This window comes from Catenulispora yoronensis (genome assembly GCF_039531695.1).
GTDB classification, from domain to species: domain Bacteria; phylum Actinomycetota; class Actinomycetes; order Streptomycetales; family Catenulisporaceae; genus Catenulispora; species Catenulispora yoronensis.
In genome coordinates, this window is the sequence record NZ_BAAAQN010000046.1 from 28,874 (window position 1) to 44,360 (window position 15,487).

Genomic DNA, 15,487 nt, shown 5'->3' on the forward strand with positions numbered 1-15,487 from the left:
CGGTGCTCGATCAGCATCCGATCGGCGTCCGAACCGAGTCCGAACCGAGTCCGAACCGGCTCCCGACCGGTGGCTGCACCGGGGCGGGGCCGGGCGTGCTCCCACCGCGCCCGGCCCCGCCGGCTCACCGGTGTTCCTCGCTCATCAGCAGGAACGACCCCAACCCGTGGAAATCGTTGGTCGCCTTGGTCCGGGCGATGTAGTACGCGTAGTCGCCGACGTTGGTCCCGACCGAGATGGTGGTGAGATTCGTCATACCGTCCGTGCCGAGGGAGATCCGCGCCAGGACGCCGTTGTAAGCCTTCTGGGCCACCGCGGTGTAGCCGGCGTCGATGTAGCCCTTCCGCGCGGCGCGGTCGAGCGTGTAGGCGAACATGCTCGAACACGAGGTCTCGGTCCAGTTCCCGGCCGCGCCGGGCTGGTCGATCACCTGGTACCAGCGGCCCGACGCCGGGTCCTGATACCGCTGCAGGCCCGCCGCGAAGTGTGTCAGGCTGCTGATCAGCGCGGCGCGTCCCGGCTGGGTGGCCGGTACGTCGTCCAGCGCGGTGACCAGCGCCATGCCGTACCACCCGTTGGCCCGGCACCATTGCTCCGGCGACAGGCCGGTGGCCGGATTCGCCCAGCCGGCGGTCTTGGACTCGTCGTAGGCATGCTGGAGAAGGCCGTCGGGCTGCTGCAAGTGGTTCGCGTAGACGGTGAGCTGCTTGACCGCCTCGGCGTCGGTGTAGGCGGAGTCCCCGAACTCCTTGCCGTACTCCAGCAGGAACGGCACGACCATGTAGAGGCCGTCGTCCCACAGCTGATGCGCGCGCGAGGACGTGTCGGCGTGCCAGAACCCGCCGTCGGCGGTGCGCGGATAGGTGTCCAGCCGCTTGCGGATGGTCGCGGCCGCGACGGCGTACTTCGCCTGCCCGGTCTCGTGATGCAGGATCACCAGCAGGCGCCCGGCCAGCATGCTGTCCAGGCTGTCGAAGCTCTGATTGATCGTGCCGTCGGCGGCGACGAACCGATCGACCCACGCTTTGAGGTAGGCGAGATAGGACGCGTCGTGCGTCCGCAGATACACCTGGTACTGGCCGTACAGGTACAGCCCGACCGGATACGACCAGCCGCCGATCGTCGAAGCGGTGAAACGTTTCATGGTCGAGTGCACGACCGCCACCGACCAGTCGGTGGCGGCGGCTCCGCTCGACGCGGACCGTGCGTTCACGGTCCCGGCTCCGCCCCACGCCAACACCGCGGAGACGGCCAGTACCAGGGGGGTTCGCAGAACTCTCCGAAGGGGTCTTCGCATAACGCCGCATCCTCTCGATGCCTCGGGGAGGTGCCGTACGATATACGATCTAATAGCTCTGCGATAATGTGTCAAGGTTCTTAACTCATGGGATTTCGAGGCCCGTGAGCGCTCACGGCGAAGGATGTCGAGCCGCGCTCGTATACCGAAGGGCCGGCCGAGCGGAGGCAAGCGCGCACGGATGGACGCTCAGCGGCGGAGGGCGGCGTCCAACAGGCGGGTCAGTTCGCCGATGCGTCCGCCGCCGGTCGGCGCCACCGGATAGCGCTTGAGCACGTCGACGAGGACTGGGGTCGCGTGGTGCGCCGCCTTCGTGACCCATTCGTCGCCGACGGCTCGATCGTCACCGGCGGCGAGCTCGGCCGCCCTGGCCGCGTGCGCTGCCGACCCGAGAATGTGCTTGACCTGGGTGGCGTTCGGCAAAGGGTGCAAGTAGGCGGCGCCCGCCGCCGCCATCGCCGCCCGCGCTGCCTCGGCTGCGGCGCCGTCCGCTTCCTTGGCTGCCTTGAGCGCTGCCCAAGCCGCATCGCGCAACGGTTTCCCACGCTTTCCGCCGCTGGCGAACTCCCGGGCGGTGTTGACCGCGTCGCGAGGCCGCGTATCGTCCGGCCGCTCCGCCTCGAAGATCTCAAGCGCCTCCTGTGCACACGCCTCGGCGAAGGCGGTGACCTCGCGCAGATCCTCCATGCTCAGAACGAACTCGGCCGCTTCGGTTGCCATGGCTCCATCTTGCTGGACCGTCAGAACGAGATCAGCGCCGGGACGACCGCCCGGTCCTCGCCCGGCGCCAGGTTCCGGTTGATCGCCGTGGTCGGCCGGCGCGGGGCCGAGAACGAGAAGCCCAGCGCCGCCAAGAACCTGCGGCCGGGGCTCCAGCCGTCCACCACGTGCGCGTTGACCTGGGCGAAATCGGCGTCGCTCGCCGCGCTGAACAGCGCCTGCGCGGCCGCGCGGCCGATGCCGAGGCGGCGGTAGTCGGGGTCGATCAGGAAGGTGCCGACGGAGACGGCGGCGATGTGGGGGCAGCGGCGGACGGCGTCGACGAAGCCCACGACCCGGCCTCTGGTCTCGATGACCAGCAGGACCTTGTCGTCCAGGTCCGAGCCCTCGGGCAGGGAGTAGAAGGCGCTCTGGACGTCACCGGGGGCCGAGGGCTGGCCGGTGGCGGCGACGAACCAGTCCTCGCAGGCGATGAACAGGGCCAGGACACCGTCCTCATCGGCGGGCTCCAGGTCGCGGACAGTGACGGGATGGCCGTCGACGGCAAGCTCGATGCGCATGCTTCAGTGAAGCATCCGCGCGGGAGCGGGGCACCCGGATTCAGAGTGCTTCATTCTCCGGGAAGCTCCGGGCCACGAACGAGCTGATGTGGCCCCGCATCAGGTCCCGGACGGCCTCGGCCTGCCCGGCCTCGCAGGCCCGCAGGATCGCGCGGTGCTCGGCCGCCTCCTGCTCCCAGGAGTGCAGCGTGCTCCACACCATGCTGGACACCAGCGCCGTCTGGTCCTGGAGCTCGTCGAGCACCTTCACCAGGATCGGGTTGCCGCAGCCGGCGTAGACGGCGCGGTGGAAGGCGCGGTTGGCCAGCGAGCGCTCGGCGCCGTCGGCGGCGGCGTCCGCGCGGTCCAGGGCCGCGGCGGCCGCGGCCCAGTCGCCCTGGCCGGAGGCCGCGGTGCGGGCCGTCGCCACCGGCTCCACCAGCAGCCGCATGTCGTACACGGCGCGCGCCAGCTCCCGGTCCACGATCCGCACCGTCACGCCCTTGTACGGGCTGATCGTCACCAGCCCCGACCCGGCCAGCGTCCGCAGCGCCTCCCGCACCGGCGTCTTCGACACCCCCAGCCGCTCGGCCAGCTCGGTCTCCACCAGCTGCGCCCCGGAGCGCAGGTCGCCGACGAGGATCAGATGCCTGATGGCCTCCAGCACCGACTCCGAGCGGGACGGCAGGGCGCCCGGACGCGGCAGCGCCGGGCGGGCCGACGGGCTGGTCGACGGGCTGAACGACTCCGGCACGGCGGCTCCCCCAAGGACGACGGCGGCGACACCGGCCGCCCGCCGCGGAGCCGGCGGAGACCGGTGTCGCTGAGATCTGATATACGATCCGCCGACGAGACTAGGAGCGGGTCCCGGATCCGGTCAAGCGTTCGCCGCCGCGGTCGGACGCGGTCGGACGCGATGCGGCGGCGGGCCTCACCCCGCCGAACTCGTCGCCTGGCAGTCCGGCTCGACCGGCCACAGATCGGTCCCGCCCTGCGCCGGCGCCAGTCTCACCGCGGCCCTCGCCGCGCCGTCGTGCGCCTCCGACGCCGCCGCGTGCAGCTCGTACAGCGCCAGCGTCTGGTCGAACGTCCCCAACTCCTGATACGGCCAGGAGCTCGGGCCGTTCTCCGCGGCCGGGATCAAGTAGTCCACCGCTTTGCTGAGACTACCCCCGCCCGGCGCCGTGTACGACCACAGATCCACTCCGACATGGCGTCCGACCTCCGCGAGCCGGCACAGCGCCGTCACGTTGAAGTTGCTGTAGTGCCAGGACCGCGTCCGCGACAGCTCCAGCGGCTGGCTGCCGTCGGCCTGGATCTGCACCGCGATCCGGTTCGCCTTCGCCGACTGCGCGATCGCCGCCGCCTGCGACCGCTGCCCCACGTACAGCGCGATGGCGGCGTCCTGCTGGTCCAGCCACGACCCGTGGTTGTTCGTCGAGGCTTCTTCGTCCTTGCCGTTCGTACTGGTCAGCATCCAGTTCAGATACTGGGTCATCCAGCTCTGCAACTTCGCGTGGTCCGTGTGCGTCCACCCCGGCGCGCCGGCGTCCAGCAGCGCGAAGGCGTCCAGAACGTCCACGATCTGGTCGGAGGACTCGATGATGCCGGTGCCCCGGCCCGGCGTCTGGCACGGGATGCCCTGGGCGTAGGCCAGCGTCGGGTTCATCGCCGTGGCCGGGTTGGTGAACCACGTGCGCACGTCCAGCTCGGCCCGCTGGGCGAAGTCGGCGCGCCCGGTGTAGTACCAGGCGAGCGTCAGATCGCGGATCGCGTTCCACGCCACGCCGCGCTCGGTGTGGTCGGTGATCGCGTCCGCACCCGGATAGCGCTGCCCGTCCTTCTGGATGTAGGGGCAGCCCAGCGGGTTGTCCGGCGTCATCGGCTGGCTCGGCCACCAGTAAGGGGCCTGGCTCATGTAGTCGTGCCGGTCGCCGCTCGGCGGGATCTCGGCCTTGTCCATCACCGACCAGGGTCCGGCGGTGAGGTCGGATTCGGCGGTCCGCACCAGCGCGGCCACCGCGGCCGTCTGCGCAGCGGTACCGTGGCCCACGGAGATCCTGGCTCGCACGGCGGCGATCGTGGGGCCGTCGAGCAGGACCGTGTGCGGCACGGCCAGTCTTGGCAGTTTCGGGGGCTTGGGCGCCGCCGAAGCGGCCGTGGTCAGAGGACCGAGGACGAGCAGCGTGCCCGCCGCGGCGGCGGTCGCGGCCAGGAGGAGGCGGCGTTTCTTCACAGGGAGACTCCTGAGCTGGGGCATCAATGGAAGGGAACGGCCCGGGACGCGAATCTGGACTCTACCTCGCATTTCCGGCCGGACACAGACGGTCATCCGATGTTTCACTGTGTTACATCGGGGTGACGCCGTAACCGAGCTTTGTGGCGCGCGACGAGAGGATGATCCGATGGCGACGATCCGGGAAGTGGCGTGCCAGGCGGAGGTGTCGATCGCGACCGTCTCGCGTGCTTTGAACACTCCGCACCTGGTCGCCGAGCCGACGCGGAGCCGGGTCGTGGACACGGCCCGGCGCCTGGGGTACTCCTCGCGGCGCCCGCGCCGGGCCGGCGCGGGCCCGGGGCGCACCGGCTTCGTCGGCGCGGTGGTCCCCGATCTGGCGAACCCGTTCTTTCCGGCGGTGTTGCGCGGGATGCGCAACGCGCCGCCGGCCGAGGGGCGGCATGTGCTCTCCCTCGACGCCGTCGAGGACCCGGCGCTGGAGGCCGACCTGCTCCGGCTGATCGCCCGGCAGGTGGACTCGCTGGTGCTGCTCTCGCCGCGGCTGCCCAGCGACCGGCTGCGGGCCCTGAGCATCCCCGGCCGGACCGTGCTTTTCAACCGTCTGATACCCGGGCTGCCGGGTGTCGTCGTGGACTGCGTCGACGGCATGCGGCGGCTGGTGGCCCATCTGGCGGCCCTGGGCCATCGGCACGTCGGCTACGCCGGCGGTCCGCGCGCCTCCTTCGGCGACGCCGAGCGGCGGCGCGGCCTGGCCGAGTCCGGGCGGACCGGGGGGCTGCGGGTGGTGGATCTCGGAGCGTTCCCGCCGTACTTCGCCTCCGGCGCGCAGATCGCCGACCGGGCACTGCGCGAGGGCGTCACGGCGGTCATCGCCTTCAACGACCTGATGGCGTTGGGCACGATCGTGCGGCTGCGCGAGCGCCAGGTGGAGGTTCCGGAGCGGATCAGCGTGACGGGCTTCGACGGCATCCCGCTGGCGGCGGCCAGCACGCCGCGCCTGACGACGGTGGCGCCGCCGCTGGGCCGCGCCGGACAGACGGCGATGGCGTTGCTGGACGCCGAGATCGGGCCCGGGGTGCCGGGGGCGACGCGGTGGCGGGTGCTGCCGGTGCGGCTGGTGGTCGGCGGGTCCACGGCACCGCCGCCGGCGCCGTCGGGCGGAGCCGGTTCGCGGAAATGAGTACCGTAGGCCGGCGCGGTCCGCTAGCCTCGCTGCGATGCGTCCGTGACCGGTGATCCGAGGAGGAGAACCAGGATCCGGGCGTGGGATCGACATTCGGTGTTCGAGGACGGGGAGGGATCATGACACGCGGCGGCTCCGCCATCGTCGCCTCCCGGCACCCCTTCGACGTGATCCTCGTGTCTTCGCCGGCTCGGCGCCGGCTGCGCGGCCTGCGTTGAGACTCCTCCCCGGTGTGATCGGCCTCTGATTTCAGAGGTCTGATTCCGACGTGGCTCCGTGCCCCCTTTTCGTTTCCGGGCACGGCCGAATCCGGGTATCGCGCTGTCCTGATCCGCCGCGAGCATCGCTCGCGGATCTCACAGCGATTTCTCGAAGGACCGATCGTCATGCGTTCCCAGCTGTCCACGCAATCCCAGACCCAGCGCGACCAGGCCCGGAAATCCCTGGCCCTCGTTCGCAATATCGGCATCCTGGCGCACGTCGACGCCGGCAAGACCACCGTCACCGAGCGCGTGCTGTTCCTGACCGGCGCCGTCCACAAACGCGGCGAGGTCCACGACGGCACCACCGTCACCGACTACGACCCGCAGGAGCGGGCCCGCGGCATCACCATCTTCGCCGCGGCCGCCAGCTGCCAATGGGACGGACACTGGCTGAACCTCATCGACACCCCCGGACACGTCGACTTCGCCGCCGAGGTCGAGCGCTCGCTGCGCGTCCTCGACGGCGCGGTGGCGGTGTTCGACGCGGTGGCCGGAGTGGAGCCGCAGAGCGAGTCCGTATGGCGGCTGGCCGACCACTACGGCGTTCCGCGCATCGCGTTCGTCAACAAGATGGACCGGCCCGGCGCCGACCTGGACGCGGCGCTGGAGTCGATCCGGCAGCGGCTGCATCCGGTTCCGGTCGCCGTCCACCTGCCGATCGGGGCCGAGGGCGACTTCGTCGGCGTCGTGGACCTGGTCGGTATGCGGGCCCTGACCTGGGACGCGGACGGCGGCGGCGAGCTGGCTGCCTCCGAGGTTCCCGCCGAGCTGCGCGACGAGGCCGCGCGGCGTCGGCGGGCGCTGGAGGAGACGGTCGCCGAGCGGCACGCGGTGGCGTTGGAGGAGTTCGTCGAGCAGTCGCGGCTGTCCGCGGGGACGCTGAGCCTGGCGTTGCGCGATCTGACTGCGTCCGGCGACGTCGTCGTCGTGCTCTGCGGCGCGGCGTACAAGAACCGCGGCATCGAGCCGCTGCTGGACGCGGTGGTGGCCTACCTGCCTTCGCCGTTGGACCGGCCGGCGATCGCCGGGGTCGAGGGCGGCGTGGCGGGTTCGGCGGCGGTCTCGGCAGCGGGTTCGGTGGCGGGTTCGGCGGCGGGCTCCGGCGCGCGCCGGCGCGAAGCCGATCCCGAGCAGCCGTTGGCGGCGTTGGTGTTCAAGGTGCAGTCGACCGGCACGGGGCGGTTGACCTACGTGCGCCTGTACTCCGGCACGCTGCGCAAGGGCGACTCGCTGCTCGACGTCGCCGCCGGGCGGACCGAACGCGTCGGCCGGATCCTGCGGGTGCAGGCCGACCGGCACAGCGAGGTCGAGCAGGCGGTGGCCGGCGACATCGTGGCGCTGGTCGGGATCAAGGCGGCCGGCACCGGGGCGACGCTGAGCGCGCCGGACGCGCCGATCCTGCTGGAGGCGCCGGTCTCGGCGGATCCGGTGGTGTCGGTCGCGGTCGAGGCCGAGCGGAACGCCGACACCGAACGCCTGGCGGTCGCGTTGGCGCGGGCCGCGGAGGAGGACCCTTCGCTGGTGGTCCGCACCGACTCCGAGACCGGCCAGACGCTGCTGTCCGGGCTGGGCGAGCTGCATCTGGAGGTGGCTGTCGAGAAGATCCGCCGTGACAAGGGCGTCGCGGTGACGGTGGGGCGTCCGCAGGTGGCCTTCCGCGAAACCGTCGTGCGAGGGGTGACCGGCTTCGTCTACCGGCACGTCAAGCAGGACGGCGGGTCGGGCCAGTTCGCTCATGTCGTGCTCGAAGTGCATCCGCTGACCGAGCGGCTCGGCGACACCGGATTCGTCTTCGAGTCCGAAGTCGTGGGCGGGCGCGTCCCGCGCGAGTACATCCGCGCCGTCGAGGCCGGATGCCGGGACGCGCTGGCCGCCGGTCCGCTCGGCGGGCACCCGGTGACGGGTCTGCGCGTGGTGCTGACGGACGGGGCGACGCACGTGAAGGACTCCTCCGAGATGGCCTTCCGCACGGCGGGCAAGCTCGGGCTGCGCGACGCGCTGCGGGCCGGAACCATGGCGCTGCTCGAACCGGTGGTCGAGCTGACCGTCAGCACGCCGGAGGACGGCGTCGGCGCGGTGCTCGGCGACCTGGCCGCCCGGCGGGGGCGGGTGACCGATTCCACGGCGCGCGGCGCGACGGTCGTGGTGACGGCCACCGTGCCGCTGGCCGAGGTGTTCGGGTACGCGACGCGGTTGCGGAGCCGGACGCAGGGCCGCGGGACGTTCACGACGCGGGCGGTGGGATACGCGCTCGCGGCGGGTTCGGGTTCGGGTTCGGGTTCGGGTTCGGGTTCCGGTTCCGGTTCCGGTTCGGGCAACGGTTCGGGCTCGGCGCAGTGAGATGAAGGGCTCGGCCGGTCCGCTCCTTTAGGGGCGGGCCGGCCGAGGTCCTTCATGCGCGCTACTCAGCTCCCGATGCCCTCCCAGCCGCGCCGCGTCGGGCTCTCGGCGAGGCGGCGCGGATCCCTGCTCCGGTAGACGATGTACGGCCGGAACAGGTACTGGACCGGGGCGCTGAACATGTGCACCAGCCGCGTGAACGGCAGCAGCGCGAACAGCAGGAGGCCGACCACGGCATGGATCTGGAACAGGACCGGGGCGCCGGCCATCAGCGAGACCTTGGGGTTGAGCGTGAACAGGCTGCGGCACCAGACGGCGATGGTCGAGCGGTAGTCGTAGCCTTCGTGGATGCCGGCGTGGGTGAGCTTGGCGACCATGCCGAGCACGATCGCGGACAGCAGGACCACGTACATCAGCTTGTCGTTGCGGGTCGTGGCCCGGAACACGGCGGCGGTGGTGCGGCGGCGATAGATCAGCATCAGGATGCCGATCACGGCCAGCGCGCCGGCGGCGACGCCGCCGAACAGCGACAGCAGGTTGTACCAGTGCTCGTCGAAGCCGATCGCGTCGGTCCAGGACGCCGGGACGAACAACCCCATCAGGTGGCCCACCAGCACGAACAGGATGCCGTAGTGGAACATCGGCGAGGCGATGTTCAGCACCTTGCGTTCGTAGCTCTCCGAGGAGCGGGTCGTCCAGCCGAACTTGTCGTAGCGATAGCGCCAGACGAGGCCGGTGACCAGGATCGCGACGGCGATGTAGGGGAGCGCGCCCCACAGGAACGTCTTCACGGCATCCCTCCGTTTCAGTGGTCGGTCAGCGGTCCGGGGTCAGCACCGGCAGCAGGTCGAGGTGCCCGTACGGCCGCAGCGCCGCGGTGGCCGGATCCAGCCCCACGGTCTCGGTCGCCGGTCCCGCCGCGGCCAGCGCCCGCGCCGCGGCCCGGTCCTTCGGCGACGGCCCCGGCAGCGTCGAGCACACCGCGCCGAGCACGTCCGCGTACGGCGTCCCGTGCTCGGCCAGCGCCAACCGCAGCAGCTCCAGCCCGGGCCGATGACGCAGCAGCAGCGCGCGATCCCCGGTCGCGGCGGTGAACTCCAGCACCACGGGCAGGAAGTCGGGCAGCTCGGTGTCCGCGAAGTCGAGTCCGGCCTCCCGATAAGTGGCCTTGAGCTCCACCAGCGAGGCACCGCGCCGCCGGGTGTCCCCGTCCAGCCACCACGTCAGATACAGGCTGTGCCGGTTCTTGAAGTCGAACACCTCGACATAGTGCGCGGCCAACTCCCCGGCCGGCAGCGCCGCCACCCGGTCCACGAACCCGGTCAGCTGCCGCGCGGCCCGTCCGCCGACGGCGGCGAGTGCGGAGCGCACCAGCGGCAGCCGGGCCCACCATTCCGAACCAGAGCCGCAGCCCGAGCCCGAGTCCGAACCCCCACCCGGATAGTCGAGCAACCACGCCGCCGCCCGAACCACCACCCGCTCCCGATGCCCCAGCCCCGCCGTCACGCGTCCTCCTCCCGGTCCGCCGTCTGCCGCCGCCGCATCGCGTGGAAGTCCTCCAGCGTCACCATCGGCAGGTTCTTTGGCCCCGAGTCGTCGCCGAACGGCCCGTTGCGGTCCAGGTCCGAGGTGTCGTAGTCGTCGACGCTGCACCCTGAGGCAAGTGCGGCCTCCTCCATCGCGTGCGCGTCGGACATCGCCGCTGTCGGGATCACATACCGTTCCTCGTATTTGGCGATCGCCAGCAGCCGGTACAGCTCCTCGATCTCCGCCGACGGCTCCGCCGGCCGCTCCCCGAGGTTGACCTCCCGCATGTACGCCCGCATCGCGGCCAGCCGCCCCAGCGCCGCCCGCACCGGCACCACGTCCCCGGCGGTGAACAGCTCCGCCAGGTACTCCACCGGGATCCGCAGCGCGTCGATGGCACCGAACAGGTTCCCGGCCTCCTCGCCGTCGTGCCCGGACTCGGCGACCGCCTCCACCACCGGCGACAGCGGCGGCACGTACCAGACCATCGGCAGCGTCCGGAACTCCGGGTGCAGCGGCAGTGCGACCCGGTAGTCGCAGATCAGCTTGCGGACCGGCGAGCGCTGCGCCGCGCCGATCCAGTCGTGCGGGATCCCGGCGGCCTCCGCCGCGCGGACCACCGCCGGGTCGGCCGGGTCCAGGAACACCCCGAGCTGCGCCTCGTACAGGTCCCGGTCGTCCGTGGTGCGTGCGGCGTCGGCGACCTTGTCGGCGTCGTAGAGCATCACACCGAGGTACCGCAGCCGTCCCGGGCAGGTCTCCGAGCACACCGTCGGCAGTCCCACCTCGACCCGCGGGTAGCAGAACGTGCACTTCTCCGCCTTGCCGGTGCGGTGGTTGAAGTACACCTTCTTGTACGGGCACGCCGTCACGCACTGCCGCCAGCCCCGGCACCGGTCCTGATCGACCAGCACGATCCCGTCCTCGCTGCGCTTGTACATCGCCCCCGACGGGCACGAGGCGACGCACGCCGGGTTCAGGCAGTGCTCGCAGATCCGCGGCAGGTAGAACATGAACGCCTGCTCGAACTCGAACTTCACCTTCTCCCCGACGGTCGAGGCCTGCGCGCGCATGCGCTGCACCACGGGGTCCTCGGGCCCGTACTCCGGTGCGCCGCCGAGGTTGTCGTCCCAGTTCGCGCTCCACCGCACGGTGTCCATCGGCTTGCCGGTCAGCAGCGAGCGCGGCCGCGCCACCGGGTAGTCGGTGCCCAGCGGCGCCTGCTGGAGGTCGTCGTAGTCGTACGTCCACGGCTCGTAGTAGTCCTCGACGGTCGGCAGCACCGGGTTGGCGAAGATCTCGGCGAGCTTCTTGAGCCGTCCGCCCTGCTTCAGCTTCAGCCGCCCGCGCTTGTCGAGCTCCCAGCCGCCCTTCCACTTCTCCTGGTCGGCGTACCGGCGCGGATACCCCAGCCCGGGCCGGGTCTCCACGTTGTTGAACCAGACGTACTCCACCCCGCGCCGGTTGGTCCACGTCTGCTTGCACGTCACCGAGCACGCCGAGCAGCCGATGCACTTGTCGAGGTTCATCACCATCGCGATCTGCGCCATCACCCGCATCAGTACTGAACCTCCTGCGAGCGGCGCCGGATCACGGTGACCTCGTCGCGCTGGTTGCCGGTCGGGCCGAGGTAGTTGAACGCCCACGACAGCTGCCCGTAGCCGCCGATCAGGTGGGTCGGCTTGAGCATCACGCGGGTCAGCGAGTTGTGGACCCCGCCGCGCTTCCCGGTGGCCTCGGTCTTGGGCACCCCGACCGTACGGTCCTGCGCGTGGTGCATGTACACGGTCCCCTTCGGCATCCGGTGCGAGACGACCGCCCGGGCCACCACGACGCCGTTGCGGTTCACCGCCTCGATCCAGTCGTTGTCCGAGACCCCGATCGCCGCCGCGTCCTGCGACGACATCCAGATGCTCTGCCCGCCGCGGGACAGCGAGAGCATGAACAGGTTGTCCTGGTACTCGGAGTGGATGGACCACTTGTTGTGCGGCGTCAGGTATCGGACCGTGACTTCTTTCTGGCCCTCCGGCCCCAGCCGCGGCTCCCCGAACAGCCGGTTCATGTCCAGCGGCGGCCGGTAGACCGGCAGCGCCTCGCCGAACTCGTGGATCCAGTCGTGGTCCAGGAAGAAGTGCTGGCGGCCGGTCAGGGTGTGCCAGGGCTTGAGGTGCTCGGTGTTGAGCGTGAACGGCGCGTAGCGGCGACCGCCGGACTCGCTGCCCGACCACTCCGGCGAGGTGATCACCGGCACCGGCGCGGCCTGCGTGTCGGCGTAGGTGATCTGCTTGCCCTCGTGCTCGGCGGCCAGGTGGGCGAACGGTGTGCCGACCCGCTTCTCCAGCTCGCGGAAGCCCTGCACCGCCAGCCGGCCGTTGCTGGTGCCGGACAGCCGCAGGATCGTGTTGCACGCCTTCACCGCGGTGTCGAGCAACGGACGGCCGTCGGCCGGGCCGCCGCGCACCACGCCGTTGAGCGCCTTCAGCGCCCGGACCTCCTCCTCGGGCACGAATTTCAGGCCCTTGACCGGCAGCCCGAGCTTCTCCACGTTCGGGCCCAGCGCGGCCATCTTCGCCGCGACCGCCGTGTAGTCCCGCTCGACGACCGCCAGCCCCGGCATCGTCCGGCCCGGCACCGGCTCGCACTCGCCGAGCTTCCAGTCCAGGACCACGCCGCCGGGCTGCGCCACTTCGCCGGGGGTGTCGTGCTGCAACGGGGAGGCGACGACGTCGTACCGGGTGTCCAGGTGCCCGGCGGCCAGCTCGCTGAAGCGCCGGGCGATGGTGTGGAAGGCGTCGAAGTCGGTCCGGGCCTGCCACGGCGGGTCCACCGCCGGGTTGAAGGAATGGACGAAGGGATGCATGTCCGTGGAGGACAGGTCGTGCTTCTCGTACCAGGTCGCGGCCGGGAGCACGACGTCGGACAGCAGCGCCGAGGACGTCATCCGGAAGTCCAGCGACAGCAGCAGGTCGAGCTTGCCTTCCGGAGCCTGCTCGCGCCATCTCACGTCGCGCGGCCGCACGTCCTCGCGGGCCTCCTCGGCCCGGAGCGAGGACTGCGTGCCCAGCAGGTGCTTGGTGAAGTACTCCGCGCCCTTGGCCGAGGAGCCCAGCAGGTTCGACCGCCACAGGGTCAGCACCCGCGGCCAGTTCTCGGGCGCGTCCGGGTCCTCGGCGGCGAAGCCCAGCCGCCCGGCCTTGAGCTCGTCGACGACGTGCGCGGCCGGCTCCTTGCCGGCGGCGCGCGCCTCGTCGGCCAGGTCCAGCGGGTTCCGGTCGAACGTCGGATACGACGGCATCCAGCCCAGGCGCGCCGAGCGGGCCAAGCAGTCGGCGCCGCTCATCCCGGCCAGCGCCCCGGAGGCCAGCGGCGAGGTGAGCACCTCGGAGCGGAACTGGTCGTAGCGCCACTGGTCGGTGTTCAGGTAGAAGAACCCGGCGCCGATGCCCTGGCGGGGCGGACGGGACCAGTCGTTGGCCGAGGCCAGCGTGGCCCAGCCGGTGGCCGGGCGGCACTTCTCCTGGCCGACGTAGTGGGCCCAGCCGCCGCCGTTGCGGCCTTGGCAGCCGGTGAGGGCGAGCAAAGCCAGGAAGGACCGGTAGATGGTCTCGGAGTGGAACCAGTGGTTGGTGCCGGCGCCCATCAGGATCATGCAGCGGCCCTGGGAGCGCACGGCGGTGTCGGCGAACTCGCGGGCGATCTTCACCGCGCGGGCGGCCGGGACCGAGGTGATGGCCTCGGCCCAGGCCGGGGTGCCGGGCTGGCCGGCGTCGTCGTAGCCGGCCGGCCAGACGCCGGGCAGGCCTTCGCGGGCGACGCCGTACTGCGCGAGCAAGAGGTCGAAGACGGTGGTGACCAGCGGGCCGCCGGGGTGCAGCCGGATCGCCGGGACGCCGCGGCTGTGGACCTCGCCGCGGCCCTGGCCGTGCGCGCCGCCGTCGGTGTCGAAGCGGGGCAGCAGTACTTCGGTGCCGGTGGCGCCGGGCAGGCCGTGCAGGCTCAGGCGGGGTTCGACGCCTCGCAGGTCCAGGTTCCAGCGGCCGGCGCCGGAGTCGGTCCAGCGGAAGCCGAGCGAGCCGTTGGGGACCACCGGGCGGCCGGTGGCGGCGTCGAGCAGGACGGTCTTCCAGGCCGAGCCCTCGGAGTCCTTGGAATCCCCGGAGCTGTCGGTGCTGTCGGAACTCTCCGAGTCTTCGCGGTTCGGGAGGTCGGCGGCGCGGACGAACTTGTCGGGGACGTAGTAGCCGCCCTCGTCGTGCTCGGCGAGCGTCACCAGGAACGGGAGGTCGGTGAACTGTTTGACGTAGGTGTCGAAGAACTCTGTCTTCTTCTTGACGTAGTTCTCGGTGAGGATGACGTGGCCCATGGCGATGGCCAGGGCGGCGTCGGTGCCGGGGTGGGGGTGCAGCCATTCGTCGGCGAACTTGGCGTTGTCGGCGTAGTCGGGGGCGACGACCACGACCTTCTGGCCCCGGTAGCGGGCCTCGGCCATCCAGTGGGCGTCGGGAGTGCGGGTGACCGGGACGTTGGAGCCCCACATGATCAGATAGGCGGCGTCCCACCAGTCGCCGGACTCGGGCACGTCCGTCTGGTCGCCGAACACCTGCGGAGAGGCCACCGGCAGGTCCGCGTACCAGTCGTAGAACGACAGCATCGTGCCGCCGATCAACGAGATGAACCGGGCGCCGGAGGCGTGGGAGACCATCGACATGGCCGGGATCGGCGAGAAGCCGGCGACGCGGTCGGGGCCGTGGGTCTTGATGGTGTGGACGTGCGCGGCGGCGACGATCTCGGCGGCTTCGTCCCAGGAGGCGCGGACCAGGCCGCCCTTGCCGCGGGCCTGCTGGTAGGCGCGGCGGCGCTCGGGGTCGCCGACCACGTCGGCCCAGGCCGCGACCGGGTCCCGCAGCCGGGCCTTCGCCTCCCGGTAGTGCTCCAGCAGCACACCCCGGATGTAGGGATGGCGGACGCGGGAGGGGGAGTAGGTGTACCAGGAGAAGGAGGCGCCGCGCGGGCACCCCCGGGGTTCGTACTCCGGGCGGTCGGGGCCGACCGAGGGATAGTCCGTGGCCTGCGTCTCCCAGGTGATGATGCCGTCCTTGACGTACACCTTCCACCGGCACGAGCCGGTGCAGTTCACGCCGTGGGTGGAGTGCACGATCTTGTCGTGGCTCCAGCGGTCCCGGTAGAAGACGTCGCCTTCCCGGCCGCCGCTGTACCGCACGCTGTGCAGGTCCGGGGCCGTACGGCCGCGCCGCAGGAACTTGCCGGTCTCCAACAGGAGCTTGTCCGGCTCCTTCGATGCGTCGCGTGCCACCGCGCCTCCCGGTGTGTGCCGTTGACGGTCGGCTGTCTCAAGCTGTGTAGTCACCCGTTCACGGG

General features: G+C 71.3%; 11 protein-coding genes. 2 read left to right on the plus strand and 9 right to left on the minus strand.

What is annotated here, in order from left to right; genetic code table 11:
* Nucleotides 1-124: 124 nt before the first annotated feature.
* The 5 genes from ABD481_RS30935 to ABD481_RS30955 all read right to left on the minus strand — a co-directional run bounded on the left by ABD481_RS30935 (nt 125) and on the right by ABD481_RS30955 (nt 4,792).
* Nucleotides 125-1,297 carry a glycoside hydrolase family 88/105 protein gene (locus ABD481_RS30935; RefSeq protein WP_425559332.1) on the minus strand — a complete coding sequence of 391 codons (1,173 nt, stop codon included), beginning with the start codon at nt 1,295-1,297 and terminating at the stop codon, nt 125-127.
* Nucleotides 1,298-1,486: 189 nt separating this feature from the next.
* The gene (locus tag ABD481_RS30940; RefSeq protein WP_344669342.1) at nt 1,487-2,017 is read right to left on the minus strand and encodes a putative immunity protein; all 531 of its coding nucleotides are present in this window, start codon (nt 2,015-2,017) and stop codon (nt 1,487-1,489) included.
* A gap of 20 nt (nt 2,018-2,037) precedes the next feature.
* On the minus strand, nt 2,038-2,577 hold the full coding sequence (locus ABD481_RS30945) for a GNAT family N-acetyltransferase (protein ID WP_344669343.1): 540 nt from the start codon (nt 2,575-2,577) through the stop codon (nt 2,038-2,040).
* A 40-nt stretch (nt 2,578-2,617) separates the two neighbouring features.
* Nucleotides 2,618-3,310, minus strand: a complete 693-nt coding sequence (locus ABD481_RS30950) for a GntR family transcriptional regulator (protein WP_425559333.1) — start codon at nt 3,308-3,310, stop codon at nt 2,618-2,620.
* Between the two features lie 177 nt (nt 3,311-3,487).
* Entirely contained in the window at nt 3,488-4,792 is a 1,305-nt protein-coding gene (locus tag ABD481_RS30955) for an alginate lyase family protein (RefSeq protein WP_344669344.1), read from the minus strand.
* 169 nt (nt 4,793-4,961) lie between these two features.
* Between ABD481_RS30955 and ABD481_RS30960 the strand changes: the two genes are divergently transcribed.
* Complete coding sequence (locus ABD481_RS30960) at nt 4,962-5,975, plus strand: LacI family DNA-binding transcriptional regulator (protein WP_344669345.1); 1,014 nt, start codon at nt 4,962-4,964, stop codon at nt 5,973-5,975.
* A 389-nt stretch (nt 5,976-6,364) separates the two neighbouring features.
* Nucleotides 6,365-8,581, plus strand: coding sequence for an elongation factor G (gene fusA, locus ABD481_RS30965; protein WP_344669346.1), 2,217 nt, complete (start codon nt 6,365-6,367; stop codon nt 8,579-8,581).
* Nucleotides 8,582-8,646: 65 nt separating this feature from the next.
* Here the strand turns inward: fusA and narI are convergent, their stop codons facing one another.
* The 4 genes from narI to ABD481_RS30985 are packed head-to-tail and all read right to left on the minus strand — an operon-like array spanning nt 8,647 to nt 15,422.
* The gene (narI, locus tag ABD481_RS30970) at nt 8,647-9,372 is read right to left on the minus strand and encodes a respiratory nitrate reductase subunit gamma (protein WP_344669347.1); all 726 of its coding nucleotides are present in this window, start codon (nt 9,370-9,372) and stop codon (nt 8,647-8,649) included.
* Nucleotides 9,373-9,397: 25 nt separating this feature from the next.
* Complete coding sequence (gene narJ, locus ABD481_RS30975) at nt 9,398-10,087, minus strand: nitrate reductase molybdenum cofactor assembly chaperone (RefSeq protein WP_344669348.1); 690 nt, start codon at nt 10,085-10,087, stop codon at nt 9,398-9,400.
* Nucleotides 10,084-11,667 (minus strand): nitrate reductase subunit beta, encoded by a 1,584-nt coding sequence (gene narH, locus ABD481_RS30980; protein ID WP_344669349.1) that lies wholly within the window; start codon nt 11,665-11,667, stop codon nt 10,084-10,086. The genes narJ and narH overlap by 4 nt, the downstream gene beginning before the upstream one ends.
* Entirely contained in the window at nt 11,667-15,422 is a 3,756-nt protein-coding gene (locus tag ABD481_RS30985; protein ID WP_344669350.1) for a nitrate reductase subunit alpha, read from the minus strand. The genes narH and ABD481_RS30985 overlap by 1 nt, the downstream gene beginning before the upstream one ends.
* Nucleotides 15,423-15,487 lie beyond the last annotated feature (65 nt).

Bases quoted from the DNA above. Each gene is read 5' to 3' on its own strand.
- ABD481_RS30960 (WP_344669345.1), top strand. From the start codon at position 4,962: ATGGCGACGATCCGGGAAGTGGCGTGCCAGGCGGAGGTGTCGATCGCG.
- fusA (WP_344669346.1), top strand. From the start codon at position 6,365: ATGCGTTCCCAGCTGTCCACGCAATCCCAGACCCAGCGCGACCAGGCC.
- ABD481_RS30935 (WP_425559332.1), bottom strand. From the start codon at position 1,297: ATGCGAAGACCCCTTCGGAGAGTTCTGCGAACCCCCCTGGTACTGGCC.
- ABD481_RS30940 (WP_344669342.1), bottom strand. From the start codon at position 2,017: ATGGCAACCGAAGCGGCCGAGTTCGTTCTGAGCATGGAGGATCTGCGC.
- narH (WP_344669349.1), bottom strand. From the start codon at position 11,667: ATGCGGGTGATGGCGCAGATCGCGATGGTGATGAACCTCGACAAGTGC.
- ABD481_RS30945 (WP_344669343.1), bottom strand. From the start codon at position 2,577: ATGCGCATCGAGCTTGCCGTCGACGGCCATCCCGTCACTGTCCGCGAC.